The organism is Hydrococcus rivularis NIES-593 (assembly GCF_001904635.1).
In the GTDB taxonomy this organism is placed as follows: Bacteria; Cyanobacteriota; Cyanobacteriia; order Cyanobacteriales; family Microcystaceae; genus Hydrococcus; species Hydrococcus rivularis.
On sequence record NZ_MRCB01000013.1, the window covers coordinates 12,349 to 27,191 of the forward strand.

Below are 14,843 nucleotides of genomic sequence, written 5' to 3' on the forward strand. Positions count from 1 at the left end.
TCACTTAAGGAACTTAAGGATAAGCGATCGATCGCAAGTTTTACATACAAGAAACGCAATTTGTCAACCGCCATAGACATTTCGTAACAAAATCGTTACTTTTGTTTATAATATGGCAATAACCTTACTTGGAGCTTAAATTCCTTAAGCTTGAGCAAAGGGTTCATAGTTTGGTTATCTCCCATTGACATTGAGTTCTCCTATCCTAACCTCGGTGCAAACTGGGGTTTTTTTTTGAGCTTTAAGATGCCCTTGATATAATACATTTGTTCCGATCTATTGCGGGATGGTACGTAGGATAATAGAACTCCCCCGTGAGTAGATAACACCGGTTGAACGCCCACAATAACAAGTCTCGCTCGCGACTCCTGTTGGTCGCACTACATATTATGACTAATTAAATGGATTTGATATAACTGGTTAGCGATCGCTGGTCACTGATATATGGCTTACGAACCTCTGCATCACAAATACCGCCCTCAAACCTTTGCTGACCTAGTGGGACAGGAAGCGATCGCGACTACCTTGACCAATGCCATTGTCAGCCAACGAATTGCGCCTGCCTATCTATTTGCGGGACCGAGGGGAACGGGGAAGACATCTTCAGCAAGAATTTTGACGAAATCTCTCAATTGTCTGTCAAGCGAGCGACCAACGCCAACGCCATGCGGAAAATGCGAGGTTTGTCGGGCGATCGCGCGAGGTTCGGCACTAGACGCGATCGAGATTGACGCAGCTAGTAATACGGGAGTCGATCACATCCGCGATCTCATCGAAAGAGCGCAATTTGCTCCGGTACAGTGTCGCTACAAGGTTTATGCGATCGATGAATGCCATATGCTCAGCACTGCCGCGTTTAATGCCTTGCTAAAAACCTTAGAAGAACCGCCAGAACGGGTAATCTTTATCCTTGCCACCACCGATCCCCAGCGAGTTTTGCCCACCATTATCTCTCGCTGCCAGCGCTTTGATTTTCGGCGGATTCCTTTAGAGTCGATGGTAGCCCATCTAAAGTACATTGCCAACCAAGAAAATATCGAGATTAATGACGAAGCGATTACCTTAGTCGCACAAATTGCCAATGGCGGATTGAGAGATGCTCAAAGTCTGTTGGATCAATTGAGTTTATTGTCGGGTAAAATTACCCCCGATCGCGTTTGGGATTTAGTCGGTTCTGTCGCCGAAAGGGATTTACTCAAGTTGCTCGGCGCGATCGCTTCAGATAGCGCAGAAGCGGTCTTAGAACAATGCCGCCACTTAATGAACCGAGGTCGAGAACCCTTAGTTATCTTGCAAAATTTAGCCAATTTTTACCTCAATCTTCTCATTGCCAAAACTGCACCCAACCGTCCCGATATGGTTGCCGCTACCTCGTCAACTTGGCAGCAATTGTGCCAGGAAGCGCAACGCTGGGAATTGGACGCAATTTTGCGAGGACAACAGCACCTCAAAGACAGCGAGGCACAACTAAAAAACACCACTCAACCGCGCCTGTGGCTGGAAGTTACCTTACTGGGACTATTGCCTTCTGCTTATCGTCGGGAGATATCCGTCGGAGGGCAAGCACCTATTATTAATTCAGAAGTCGCGTTCTCTCGTCGAGCAACGCAGTTACAGCCTTCTGCTAGCAATTCTATGGCAACGACTCCATCCAAGCCACCACAGGAAAAACCGCGATCGCAATTACCCACTTCCGCACCTCAAGCAATAGACTCCCCTGCTGCGCCAGTTCCCGTTGCCGACTCAATTTCTCAAACGCAAATTTGGCAAGCGTTATTAGAGCGCCTGCAAATATTTACCCAAGCTTTGCTCCGTTCCCATTGTCATCTAATAAGTTTAGACGAAAACGTCGCTTGGATTGGAGTTAAAAACGAGCGTTTACTCGGACTGGCGAGAGATAAACTGACCGAGATTGAAGCAGCTTTTCAGGCTGTTTGTCACTATCGAATTAAGGTTCATTTTCAAGTCGCAGCACCAATGGCTCCTGAGTCCCATTCAGAAGCGTTATCTAATCCTGACGCGGGGATGGGAAGAAAGGAAAATGGGGAAAATCGCCATTCCTCAAGTTCGACTGCCAATGAGTCCTCAAAAATTATAGAATCGCAACCGATAAGCCAACCAACAGCAGCCCAACCCAAAAAAATATCGCAGCAACAGTCTCTTTCTCCTGTCAGATCCGAGCAGAGCATCAATAATAATGGCAGGAAGGAAACTCAACCTGGTTCTCTTGGTATTTCCCAATCTCTTGCAATAGAGAATGGTTCGACTTTAGAGTTTTCTGGCGAAGATGCGCTTCAGAAAGCGGCTGAAAGCTTAGCTAAGTGTTTTGAGGGAGAAATCGTCCGCTTGGATCGCCCTATCAATGACGAATTTCCCACAACTAATGAGAAAGCAGCAAATCTTCGGGTTTCCCAACCCCCTCAAGAAACCAAGCCGAATTTAGAAGAATCCTCCCCGAACCCACAGCGACTGGATTTAAGCCATTTCACCGAGGAAGATGACATTCCCTTTTGAGCTGAATTCTTCTCCCAGAAAAGTTGACACTCACGACCTCAGCTAGAGATAATTGTAGTTTGTGTGAACTTTAAACTTATTTAATAAGCTCTTGGCTAACGTTATTGTAATTGGTGCCCAATGGGGCGATGAAGGAAAAGGTAAAATAACAGACTTGTTGAGTCGGTCGGCAGATGTAGTCGTGCGTTCTCAAGGCGGAGTCAACGCGGGACATACGATTGTCGTCCGAGGGCAAACCTTTAAACTGCACTTAATCCCTTCTGGTATATTGTATCCCGATACCGAGTGCATCATCGGCTCTGGGACAGTAATCGACCCGCAAGTAGTACTCGAAGAAATCGATCGCCTCGAAGCGTTGGGAGTCTCGACTAGCAATTTGATGATTTCCCAAACTGCCCACGTCACGATGCCTTACCATCGAATTATAGACAAGGCATCGGAGGAACGCCGAGGCGATCGCAAAATCGGTACGACCGGAAGAGGCATCGGACCGACCTATGCCGACAAGTCAGAACGTATCGGAATTCGGGTCATAGACCTGATGGATAAGGACGACCTGCGGCAGAAGCTGGAGTGGACGATTAACTATAAAAATGTCATTTTAGAAAAACTGTATAATCTCCCGCCTTTAGACCCAGAAGCCGTCATCAAAGAATATATCGGCTATGCAGAACGGCTGCGTCCCTATGCGATCGATAGTTCGCTCAAAATCTACGAGGCGATCGAGAAACGAAAGAATATACTATTTGAGGGGGCACAAGGCACCCTCCTGGATTTAGACCACGGAACCTATCCCTATGTCACCTCCTCCAATCCAGTTGCAGGTGGCGCATGCGTGGGAGCGGGGATCGGTCCTACCGCGATCGACCGAGTGATCGGCGTAGCCAAAGCTTACACGACTCGCGTGGGAGAAGGCCCTTTTCCCAGCGAACTCAATGACGAAGTCGGTCAACTGTTGTGCGATCGCGGGGCTGAATTCGGCACGACCACGGGTCGCCGCCGCCGTTGCGGTTGGTTCGATGCAGTAATCGGTCGCTACGCGGTACGGATCAACGGGTTAGATTGTCTGGCGATCACTAAGTTGGACGTTCTCGACGCATTAGACGAAATCAAAGTCTGCGTCGCCTACGAGTTAGATGGCGAAACTTGCCATCACTTCCCCAGCAATGCCAGTCAATTTGCTCGCTGTAAGCCCATTTATGAAACTTTACCGGGTTGGAAGCAGCCCACGGCTCATTGTCGTTCTCTAGATGACTTGCCCAAACAGGCTTTGAGCTATCTTAAACGTCTTGCCGAATTGATGGCAGTCCCGATCGCGATCGTCTCTCTTGGCGCCAGCCGCGACCAAACCATTATCGTAGAAGATCCAATCCACGGACCAAAACGAGCCTTGCTCGATGCCAATGGCACGCCAGTAATCAGTAAGCAGTAATCAGCGATTGGTTACTAGCTAACTACCAACTAACTACTAACTACTAACTACTACTAACTATTGAATCCTATGTCAGTTACAGTTGAATGTCGCAAAAGACCAGAAGGCAGTAAACCAAACGCACTTCGCCGTCAAGGATTGATTCCTGCTGCTTTATACGGACACAAAGGTGCCGAATCTGTCTCTTTAACTATCAACGAGAAAGACGCATATTTTTTACTTCGACGAGCTTCTGTCAACAATACCTTAGTTGACCTTCAAATTCCCGATCTCCCTTGGAATGGAAAAGTCTTGATCAGAGAGGTTCAAGCTCATCCTTGGAAAAAAACGCTTTACCATCTCAGCTTTTTCTCGGTTGCTGCTCACGCCAGCATTGAGGTGACGGTGCCTCTCAACCCAGTTGGAGATGCACCCGGAGTCAAACAGGGAGGAGTTCTCGAGCAAATCCTGACCGAATTAACGGTAAAATGCGCTCCCGATCGCATCCCAGCATCTATCGAGATCGATATTTCCAAGCTCAATATTGGAGACAACTTGCAAGTGAGCGATCTAGCCTTGCCAGAAGGAGTAGTCGCAACAGACGATCCCAATGCAACGGTTCTCTCCATTCTTGCTCCCGCTGTCATGGCAGAGGAAGTACCAGTCGCAGCTGAAGAAGCAACTAAGGAATCCTAACGTTTCTCGTTATTTCTTTCTCAAACCAGGGCACATCCGTCTCCCTGGTTTTTTTGCACTTTATTCCTTAATATCTAGAAAAATTCCTCTCAAACGATAGAAGTCTATGGGTAAATATCACGTATACGGAATTGGTAATGCTTTAGTCGATATGGAATTTGAAGTCACCCCCGAATTCCTGCAACAGTTGAAGATCGATAAAGGGGTCATGACGTTGGTGGACGAAGCGCGCCAAACAGAAATTATGGCGCAAGTAGACGGTTTGCGCTGTAAAAAAAGCAGTGGCGGTTCGGCAGCGAACACGATGGTCGCGATCGCTCAGTTAGGGGGTAAAGGCTTTTATTCTTGTAAAGTTGCCAAGGACGAGAGCGGTTATTTTTATCTGGAAGATTTACGCCGCTGCGGATTGGATACCAATTCCCACAATGGCGATGAAGAAAGCGGGATTACGGGAAAATGTCTGGTCTTGGTTACTCCAGATGCCGATCGCACCATGAATACGTTTTTAGGCATCACGGCAAACCTATCCGAAGTGGAAATCGTTCCAGAAGCGCTAGTCGAGTCGGAATATCTATATGTGGAAGGCTATCTCGTTTCTTCGCCTACTGCAAAAGCCGCAGCCATTAAAGCCCGCGAAATCGCTCAACAGGCTGGGGTGAAAACGGCTTTGTCTTTATCCGATCCCAATATGGTGGAATTTTTTCAAGAGGGACTTCTGAAAGTTATCGGTTCGGGATTGGATTTGGTTTTTGCCAATGAAGCTGAAGCGCTCAAGATGGCTAAAACTAATGCGCTTGCTCAAGCGCTAGAATACTTCAAAACCTTAGCCAAAAGCTTTGCTATTACCCGTGGCGCGAAAGGTTCTCTTATTTATGACGGTCAAAAGCTTATCGAGATCGATGCAGTTAAAGTGCAGGCGATCGATACCGTTGGCGCTGGCGATATGTATGCGGGGGCTTTTCTATACGGGATTACTCACGGCATGAGCTATTCCGAAGCAGGCAAGTTAGCTTCTCTGGCTGCCTCTCGAATTGTGACTCGTTTTGGTCCGAGATTAGAGGCACAAGAAATGCAATCTCTAATTGCCAGTCTGCGCTGATATTTTTTATTGATTAGTAATTAGTATGGTGCGTTACAGTTTGTAGCGCACCACTTTGTAAGATTAACAAGGACGACTAATTAGTATTAGTATGGCGCGCGACCATAGAGATAGGTCAAATATTTGAGATGCTCGCCGACTTCCGAGTTTACCGCTTCGGCACGATAGCGCCAGCCCCAATTCCCATCGGGGACGCTTGGCGTATTCATGCGAGCATCGTTTCCCAAACCCAGCAGATCCTGGAAAGGAAAAATGGCTTGATTGGCAACCGAACCGAGGGCAAGGCGGATCAAACTCCAGTGAATGCCATCGGGACAAAGGCAGCCCAAATAATCTACCACGCGCGCCTGTTCTTCAGGCGATCGCGCATTAAACCATCCCACCGTCGTATCGTTATCGTGAGTGCCCGTATAAACGATGCAATTGCGATTGACATAATTGAAAGGTAAAAAGGGATTGGCGCGATCCGAATCGAAAGCAAATTGTAGAATTTTCATGCCTGGAAAGCCAAACTTATCGCGCAAAGCTTCGACTTCTGGCGTAATTACGCCCAAATCTTCGGCTACGATTGGCAGTTTGCCTAATTTTTGCTTGAGCAGGTTAAAGAAAGCTTCTCCAGGGGCTTCTATCCATTCTCCATTCATCGCGGTTTCTTCGCCTTGAGGGACGGCCCAGAAAGCCTCAAAGCCGCGAAAATGATCGATGCGGATGATATCTACATACTCCAATATTCCCTCAACTCGGCGCATCCACCAGGCAAAATTGGTTTGTTGGTGTTTTTCCCAGTCGTAAACGGGGTTGCCCCACAACTGTCCCGTTTCGCTGAAATAATCTGGCGGAACGCCTGCCATCAAAGCCGCTTCCCCAGTTTCTTCATCTAAACAAAAGAGTTCGGGATTTGCCCAAACGTCTACACTGTCGTGGGCGACGTAAATGGGAATATCGCCAAAGATACTAATGCCTTTTTCATTGGCGTATTGTTTGAGGGCAGACCATTGGCGGAAAAACTGAAATTGCAGGAATTTCTGAAAGAAAATTGACTCGCCGAGACGATCTTTCCATTGGGCGATCGCGTCGGGTTTTCGTTTGGCAATGTCTTTATCCCACCTGTTCCAACTCTCTCCCTCGAACACTTGTTTGAGAGACATGAATAAGGCGTAATCCTCTAACCAATCGCTATGGCGATCGCAAAATTTCTCGAATTCTTCTTGTAGTTCTTCAGATGCTCCCTGCTTAAAAGTCTGGCTTGCTTTTTGAAGGAGTGGCATCTTGGTTTGAGTCACCAATTCAAAATCTACTCTATCTAACGGAAAATCCGGCAAATTGGCAAAATCTTCCTCGTCGAGTAACTCATCTTCTACCAGTTTTTCGGGGCTGATAAGCAGAGGATTGCCAGCTAGCGCCGAATAAGATAGATAAGGAGAATTCCCGTAGCCCGTCGGTCCCAGGGGCAGAATTTGCCATACTTGCTGGTAGCTATCTGCCAAAAAATCAATAAATCGATCAGCTTCCTCTCCTAGATCGCCAATCCCAAAACGGCTGGGAAAACAGGTAGGATGCAATAAAATACCGCTCGCTCTTTTATCAAACATTAATGGTTGCAGCCCCTTATCCGATTGATGTTGCTTGAGGATTTTTAACACAAAAACCAGGATAAGATAAAGCAAAATTATACCCGACCAGAGTTAAGAATTTCTCAAGGCAGCGATTGGGTCGAGTTTAGCGGCTCTTTTTGCAGGCAATACGCCGAAAAATAGACCGACGGTGCCGGAAGTGCCTACCGCCGCGATAATAGCAATGGGCGACAGACTGGTGTAAAGCGAAGAAACGGCGCTGGTAATGGTAACTCCCCCAACTCCTAGAAGAACGCCGATAACCCCTCCCGTGGTGCCCAGAATGACAGCTTCTAGCAAAAACTGAAAGAGAATATCTCGCTCTTTTGCTCCGATCGCTTTGCGCAGCCCGATTTCCTGCGTTCGTTCCGTCACCGAAACCAGCATGATATTCATCACCCCAATTCCGCCGACGAATAGAGAAATCGCCGCGATCGCAGCTAGCATCATTGTCAATCCGCGATCGGTCTTTTGCGCCGTTTCCATCAAAGCCTTTTGGGGATAGATATTGACGGCATCCTCTTGTCGATTTTTATCTCGCACTCGCAGCAAATTCGTTACCTGAAACTGAGCGGCACTGATGCTATTTTTATCTCTAGCCGAAATCGCAATAACGCTGAGGGGAATTCCGTAAGGAGAAGTCCTTCCTAGGAGTTGATAGGCCATCGTTGTTAGAGGAACGATCGCTTTATCGTCCTGATTGGTTCCAAATAGCATTCCCTTGGGAGCAAGCACGCCGACGACTTGAAAACTTGTTTGTTTGATACGAATCGATTTTCCCACCGGGTTTTGTTTGCCGAACAATCGCTCGGCAATTTCGGCACCGAGTACCGCGACGCGATGGTTGCGCTTGAAATCGACGGCGCTGAGAAATCTTCCCCGCGCCATTTTAAAGTTGCGAACGTTAAGATAGCTTGCCGTCGTTCCCACAATTTGACTGTCGATCGATTGCTGGCGATAGGTTAATAGTTGTTTTGAATGAATTTCAGGGGCTACCCCAGCTACGGTTGGCACTTGCGTCGCGATCGCTTCTGCATCTGCTAGAACTAGCGGTTTGGTCGTCTCTGAAAGAACTCTTCTAATTTTTGGGGCAGTGAGACTGACGTAAAGAACTTTCGGTCCGAGAGACTCGAATTGTTTGGCTGTCATTTTTTGCGCGCCTTCTCCTATGGCAACCATGGCGATAACGGAAGCGTTACCAACAGCGATGCCTACCATCGTCAAGCTGCTGCGGAGTTTATGAGCTAGCAGCGCTGAGAAAGCCATTTTGGTGTTTTCAATTAGTGCCATGATTGAAAATCAATCGATTTTGGATTATTGATTGTGGATCGATCTTACGGATGAATCCGGAACTTGCGGCTAAATTTTGACTTCACTCAAGAAAGATCGAGACAACAAAAGTTACCGAACTGGGCTAATCCATTTGTGAGGCAAACCACAAAGCCCAAATTATAAATGCGATAAACAAAAGCGTCCCTAAAATATTTGTCAAAGTATGAAAACTATGAGTATCGATTAGGGTCATGGTTAGCGATTTTGTTTACTCCCATCGTGGCATAGAAAAATGCTGAGTAGACATTCTGTAGTTTTTGTTTAACTTGCTAACGACTAAATGTGATTTTCGGGTTGCCATTGATAGCGGCGCAAGTCAATCTTACCGTCTTGACTGAATTCGATCCCCTCGTCTTCTAGGAGCGATCGCTGTAGATAATCGTCCCCGCGTCGCAAACTCGAATAGGAAATTTCTCCTTTGGCATTAATCACTCGATGCCAAGGAATTTCGGATGCGCTTGTGTTAATTTGATAGAGTGCATATCCAACCAAACGCGCTTGTCCGTAGAGACCGGCTAATTCCGCTACTTGTCCGTAAGTTGCTACGCGACCATAAGAAATTTGCTGCACGATCGCATAGATCTTGTCGTAGGCACTCATAGGCAAGGCAAAAATAAAGCAGTTTTCAGTTTTCTGAGAGACAGGCATTGGTCGATTGGGGGAAAGGAGAAAAAATCTTGTCTTCTATTCACTTCGGTCACAGGAGGCTCTGCTGTAAAAGGGCGGAGGATCTCTGACTTAAAAATTACTTTTTCCTTTTTACTTTTTCCTTTTTACTTTTGAAAGAGCGTTTCTTTTGCCAGCGCTTGCAGGTAGAACCGATCCAATCGCTAAGCGAATGACTCATCGCGCCTAGTTCTAAACCGATGACTAGCGCGATCGCTTCTTGGCGATAATTCTGAGAAATCGATTGAATCGCAGTGCGAGCGACTTGTTGCCAATTCCAGTCAAATCCCCAAATTAATTGCGCGATCGCGACTCCCGGTGTTGCGATCGCGATCGCACAAATCAGCAAATAGATTATCCGTAAGGTCGTACCGATAATCAACCCGTGGGAGAGTTGGGAACGGTGAGTGACGAGCATTTGGTAAGGTTTCCAAATCCAACGCAACTTTCCCCAACGCTTATACTGAAGCGAGTAAATATCCAAATCGGGACCAAACATCAATCCGCCGAATAAAAAAGCGCCTGCGACGATGAATGTCAATTCGCCCTCGCGAGTTAGCAGATAAGAAAGTCCTGCGATCGGTGGCAGACTCCATAAGGTAATGCGATCGTGAGTTCGACCAGAAGGCATAGATAAAATCTAAAACTAAGCCAGCGATCGATCTAGACACGACTTTTCTGGCTCAAGTTGCTCGAAGTGTTGTTTTCAAATAAAATCGTGTTATACTCAGTAAGCATGGTTGCGGGCGGTTAACTCAGCGGTAGAGTATCTGCCTTACAAGCAGAGAGTCATTGGTTCAAATCCAATACCGCCCATGTTAAAGAATAGCAGCGTTTGGCAATTGAACGGGGTAAATCCGGGCAAGGCATTCATTAAATCGGCAATCATCGATCTTGCATTTTTTGGGCTAAAGCCCTTGAAAAACCCGGTTTTCCTTTCGCGACTTACATTGCCGGGTTAATATAACCTGAGTTCGGGATAAGCAGAAACCCTAATTCGGTCGTTGTCTGAAAGAGTTATTCTTTCGTAGAAACACTGGCTAAATTGTCTTATACCGAACTGACGTTAATATATTCAAAAATGTCATCCTGAACGATAGCAAAGGATCGAGGCGATTCTTTCCCCTCGCTGTCGCTGGAGGCTACGCTGCGCTTCAGATCGCACGCTCTCCAATGACAGGTAATATTTTTGAGTGCAACTTGATATTAATTCCCAAATCCGTGCGCATGCCAGGATAGAAGAAAAAATCTTTTGCCTATCATACATAACATAAATGGATAAAGCGATCGCTTTACCCATTTAAGCAGATTGTTATGACCAACTAATTAGTTGCCCGTACCAGATGGTTCTGTCGGAGCTTCTTGGGGAGCTGTCATACTTCCAGCATCGCTGGGTTCTTCTTTGGTTTCAGACTTAGTGGGATCGCTGGCAGGATCGGTTGTTCCAGGAGCGGTACTTTCGGGCGAAGTGCTATCTGGAGCAGCAGGAGATTCAGTGCCTGTGGGAGCTGTCGGATCGCTACCAGGCGCAGTCTGTTCCGTACCTGAAGGCGCGGTAGTATCTGAAGGAGACTCCTGCGAAGCGCATGCGCCTAGAAAAGATGTCAAACCAAGAATAACCGATAAAGCGATTAACTTCTTCATTGTAAAACCTCCTATAGTTAACTTGTTTTTCGATGCTTTTGCCACTTCAGACAAGCTATTGTTGAATCATTTGCTGAACTTGCTGTTGCAGGGATGGATCTTGTTGAATCGCTGCAAAAATTTCATTAAAACGCTGTATATCTAATCCCTGAGCTTGAACGGCTTCTTTCATCTTTGACTCAGCCTCTTGCTGAAGTTGCGATACTTTAGCATTGGCTTGCTCAAAACTTTGCTTCTCTTCGTTAGAAATTTGGGTACTCGGCTGAGCGGAAGGATTGCTTTGAGATTGTTGGATCTCCATGAATCGCTCTTGGCTAAGTCCTTCGCCCTCAACAGCTTGAACCATCCGACCTTGATAATCTTTCTGAATAGTTTGTATTTGCTTGATGGCGTTAGCGAATTTCTGAAGGTCTTCTTGAGAAACCTGCGATGATTGGGGTGCTTCTTGCCCTTGAGTTGCAGGCGCTTGTTGCGAATCTTGAGTTGCAGGCGCTTGTTGCGAATCCCGCGTTGCAGGGGCTTGCTCTGTTTCCTGAGTTGCAGGAGATCTTTCCGTCGTCTGGGCGCGAATGGGCAAACCCGCCGCCATCAATAGGGTAAGCGCAAAACTCCCTAATAATATCCGTTTGTACATGACCTTTTTTTCCTTTACGACTGCCAGCACTGCTACAAGCCGCAACCAATAGCGAGACTAGGCTTCTTCGGGTTGAATCCCTGAATTTTCTCTACCTAAATCTAAAAGCAAAAAGTAAAGATTTCGATAGTCTTTCGATTTTGAATTGTGGATTTTAAACTTTAGATTGGAATGCGATTTGTAGATCGAAGGCTCAATTGCGCTTGCAAGCGCGATCGCATCTACCAAAAGTGCAAATTTAAAATTCTATCTTTGGTGTTATAAAATCTTGCGTCCCGTTAGCACTTGTCTGACTTCGAGCATGGCAGAATATGTTGGAAGAATATGAAGAGTTTCGCTAGCGGGAGTGAATTCTAAGGCAGTAGCGATCGCTTGTTCTAAATTTTCTCTGATAATTAACCGCACATCGTCGTTTCCATTGGTTTGCTCTCGACTGTATTGTAAGCGCAACGCCAGATCGTAAACGCGATCGCCGCTGACAATTAGCGTTCCTCCGCCGTCTACCAGCTTTTCTGTATCCACGTCCCAAATCCAAGAAACGTCCGTGCCGTCGGGGATGCGATCGTTCAAAACCAGCAACACGACAGAAGCTTTCCCCGTTTTTTTAATCTCATTAACCGTCCGAATTGTCTCGTTCATGCCGACGGGATTTTTTGAGAGTAAAATTCTCACGTGCCTGCCATTAACGGTTAATTCTTCAGCCCTGCCAAAAGCGGCTTTGAAGTTTTTGACGATCTCAAAAATAGCATTCCTCTCGATGCCGATTTCTTGGGCAACTAAGCCAGCCGCTAGGGTATTGTATTTGTTATAAACGCCGATGAGAATTTGCGGCCACTCCTGACTGTCTAAGGCAGGTTGACTTTTGCTAAAACCGCAATTTAGACACTGAAAATCTCCCAAATGAGACAGGTAAACGCCTCGATAGTCTAAAGGATGTCCGCAGCTAGGGCAGTAAATCGAGTCTACGGCATGGGGAATTTTGTCGAGATAGAGGGAAGGTTCGCTTAAGCCAAAAAATCGCACCCGTTGGGGTAACTGTTGCCCTAGATGAGAAAGGGTGGGATCGTCTGCATTGAGAACGACGATGGTGTCTTGGGGTAAGGGAGAAATCGCTTCTTGCCAGCGTCGGCTAATGGTATCGACTTCGCCGTAGCGATCGAGCTGATCGCGAAATAAATTCAAGGCTAGGATAATGCGTGGCTGGCATTCTCGCAACACCAGAGGCAAAACATTCTCATCGACCTCTAAAATGGCGTAATCTGCCCTTAATTGACCGACTAGATTGGTATTGCCCAGAAGTGCGGTAATCAATCCATTCAGCAAATTGGCGCCCGTTGCATTGTGCGCGACTTTCCATCCCTGACTTGACAAAATCGTTCGCAGCAGCAGGGATGTGGTGGTTTTGCCATTGGTGCCGACAACGAGAATTACGCCGCGATTTACTTGTTCGCACAGCAGCGATAGCAACCGAGGATGAAGGCGACGGGCAATTTCTCCCGGCAGGACGCTTGCTGCCCCAAGCTTCAAGCCGCGAACGATCGCGGTAACGGTTTTAGCGACTCCAACGGCTAAGGCTAAACGAATTCTGTCTGGCAGTTTCATACAATTAACGGCTACCCCTGGAATTAACATAAATTTACAATATGGAAAGTAATTTTAGTGATGGTTGAAACTCATTTGATATTCCTATCTCTAGACTCCATTGATGCAGTCTTTTCGCGAATGGTTGCCGCAGCCGAAAAAGTTCTTTTCGTATCTCTTGGCGGCATCCCTCTGATTATCCTCTGGTTGCTGGGAGGAGGCATCTTCTTCACCTGGCGCATGGGGTTTATTAATGTCCAAGGATTCAATCATGCCCTAAAAGTAGCCAGCGGAAAATACGATCGCGATCGCACTCACAGCAAAGGAGAATTATCTTCTTTTGGGGCGCTAGCGACGGCTTTATCGGGAAGCGTGGGGTTGGGAAATATTGCTGGAGTTGCAATCGCAATTCAAGTGGGCGGTCCCGGTGCCGTTTTTTGGATGACGGTTGCAGCACTTTTGGGGATGTCCAGCAAGTTTGTCGAATGTACGTTAGGGCTGAAATATCGTGCCGTCAGACTCGATGGTACTCTGACTGGAGGACCGATGTACTATCTGTCTGGGGGATTGTCAGAACTCGGACTGCCAAAACTGGGTAAGGTTTTGGCGCTTTCCTTTGCCTTTTTTGGCATCGGGGCAGCTTTGGGCGGCGGCAATATGTTCCAGGCGAATCAAGCTTTTGCCGCTTTTGTGAAAGTTACGCCGATGGCGGCAAATTATAACTGGTTATTTGGCATTATCGCGGCTATTTTGGTCGGACTGGTCATTCTCGGCGGCATTAGCCGCATCAGCGTCGTTGCCAGTCGCTTAATCCCGACGATGGTGACAGTGTATATCGTTGCTTGTCTGTGGGTGTTGGGAATTAAGTTTACTGAGATTCCTAATGCCGCGATGTTAATCGTCGGGCAAGGCATGTCCCCAGAGGCGTTGGCAGGAGGCTTAGCTGGCGCATTAGTGCAGGGGGTTCGCCGCAGTGCCTTTTCTAACAATGCCGGATTGGGATTTGCCGCGATCGCCCATGCAGCTGCTAAGATGAAAGAACCCGTCAGGGAAGGAGTTGTGGCAATTTTGGAACCGTTTATCGATACGGTTATCATCTGCAACCTGACTGCCTTGGTGGTGATTATCACTGGCACGTATGGTAGCCAGATAGCAGAAATTGGTTCCGGTTCCGAGATCGTTGCAGTGGCATTTGAGACGGTTATCGATTGGTTTCCTTTGCTGTTAACCGTCATTATTTTTCTGTTTGCCTTTTCGACGACGATCGCTTGGAGTTACTATGGAGAGCGATGCTGGGCATATTTATTGGGCGAATCCAGCGTTGGGATTTTTAAGATACTTTTTCTGGCGTGTATCTTTGTGGGTTCGATTGTTAATTTAGGCGCGATCGTCGATTTCAGTGATATGATGCTCCTAGCAACAGCGATTCCCAATTTAATCGGTTGTATGCTTTTGTCTGGGAAAGTTGCTAGAGATTTAAAAGATTACTGGACACGCTTAAATCGTCAGAAATCTAGCCTTAAAAGCCATCTAAATTCCGAGCGATCGCTTATCAATTAAACATGAATTTTATTGCGATCGCAGACTGAATTAAAACTCTATCATCAATTCGATTCAACTATGTTTGATAAATGTTGAAATTAATTATTTATT

Annotated in this window: 12 protein-coding genes and 1 tRNA gene; 6 read left to right on the plus strand and 7 right to left on the minus strand. The window is 46.7% G+C overall.

What is annotated here, in order from left to right; genetic code table 11:
* Positions 1-444 precede the first annotated feature (444 nt).
* From NIES593_RS12090 to NIES593_RS12105, 4 genes are all read left to right on the plus strand, one after another.
* Entirely contained in the window at positions 445-2,514 is a 2,070-nt protein-coding gene (locus tag NIES593_RS12090) for a DNA polymerase III subunit gamma/tau (protein ID WP_073599823.1), read from the plus strand.
* Positions 2,515-2,605: 91 nt separating this feature from the next.
* Positions 2,606-3,946, plus strand: coding sequence for an adenylosuccinate synthase (locus tag NIES593_RS12095; protein ID WP_073599824.1), 1,341 nt, complete (start codon positions 2,606-2,608; stop codon positions 3,944-3,946).
* Between the two features lie 69 nt (positions 3,947-4,015).
* Entirely contained in the window at positions 4,016-4,621 is a 606-nt protein-coding gene (locus NIES593_RS12100; RefSeq protein ID WP_073599825.1) for a 50S ribosomal protein L25/general stress protein Ctc, read from the plus strand.
* 106 nt (positions 4,622-4,727) lie between these two features.
* The gene (locus NIES593_RS12105) at positions 4,728-5,720 is read left to right on the plus strand and encodes an adenosine kinase (protein WP_073599826.1); all 993 of its coding nucleotides are present in this window, start codon (positions 4,728-4,730) and stop codon (positions 5,718-5,720) included.
* Positions 5,721-5,806: 86 nt separating this feature from the next.
* On the opposite strand, the gene malQ is transcribed toward NIES593_RS12105, so the two are convergent.
* From malQ to NIES593_RS12130, 4 genes are all read right to left on the minus strand, one after another.
* Positions 5,807-7,312: a 4-alpha-glucanotransferase gene (malQ, locus tag NIES593_RS12110; RefSeq protein WP_073599827.1), complete on the minus strand. Its 1,506-nt coding sequence runs from the start codon at positions 7,310-7,312 to the stop codon at positions 5,807-5,809.
* A 93-nt stretch (positions 7,313-7,405) separates the two neighbouring features.
* On the minus strand, positions 7,406-8,623 hold the full coding sequence (locus NIES593_RS12115; RefSeq protein WP_073599828.1) for an ABC transporter permease: 1,218 nt from the start codon (positions 8,621-8,623) through the stop codon (positions 7,406-7,408).
* 318 nt (positions 8,624-8,941) lie between these two features.
* The gene (locus NIES593_RS12125) at positions 8,942-9,265 is read right to left on the minus strand and encodes an MGMT family protein (protein ID WP_139253695.1); all 324 of its coding nucleotides are present in this window, start codon (positions 9,263-9,265) and stop codon (positions 8,942-8,944) included.
* Positions 9,266-9,410: 145 nt separating this feature from the next.
* On the minus strand, positions 9,411-9,962 hold the full coding sequence (locus NIES593_RS12130; RefSeq protein WP_073599830.1) for a metal-binding protein: 552 nt from the start codon (positions 9,960-9,962) through the stop codon (positions 9,411-9,413).
* 113 nt (positions 9,963-10,075) lie between these two features.
* Here NIES593_RS12130 and NIES593_RS12135 point away from each other — a divergent pair.
* Positions 10,076-10,147, plus strand: a tRNA-Val gene (locus tag NIES593_RS12135).
* A gap of 510 nt (positions 10,148-10,657) precedes the next feature.
* On the opposite strand, the gene NIES593_RS12140 is transcribed toward NIES593_RS12135, so the two are convergent.
* From NIES593_RS12140 to NIES593_RS12150, 3 genes are all read right to left on the minus strand, one after another.
* Positions 10,658-10,975 carry a hypothetical protein gene (locus NIES593_RS12140; RefSeq protein ID WP_139253687.1) on the minus strand — a complete coding sequence of 106 codons (318 nt, stop codon included), beginning with the start codon at positions 10,973-10,975 and terminating at the stop codon, positions 10,658-10,660.
* A 55-nt stretch (positions 10,976-11,030) separates the two neighbouring features.
* Positions 11,031-11,609 (minus strand): DUF4168 domain-containing protein, encoded by a 579-nt coding sequence (locus NIES593_RS12145; RefSeq protein WP_073599832.1) that lies wholly within the window; start codon positions 11,607-11,609, stop codon positions 11,031-11,033.
* A 258-nt stretch (positions 11,610-11,867) separates the two neighbouring features.
* Positions 11,868-13,211 carry a Mur ligase family protein gene (locus NIES593_RS12150; RefSeq protein WP_073599833.1) on the minus strand — a complete coding sequence of 448 codons (1,344 nt, stop codon included), beginning with the start codon at positions 13,209-13,211 and terminating at the stop codon, positions 11,868-11,870.
* 60 nt (positions 13,212-13,271) lie between these two features.
* Between NIES593_RS12150 and NIES593_RS12155 the strand changes: the two genes are divergently transcribed.
* Positions 13,272-14,750, plus strand: coding sequence for an alanine/glycine:cation symporter family protein (locus tag NIES593_RS12155; RefSeq protein WP_083602434.1), 1,479 nt, complete (start codon positions 13,272-13,274; stop codon positions 14,748-14,750).
* The last annotated feature ends 93 nt before the right edge of the window (positions 14,751-14,843 follow it).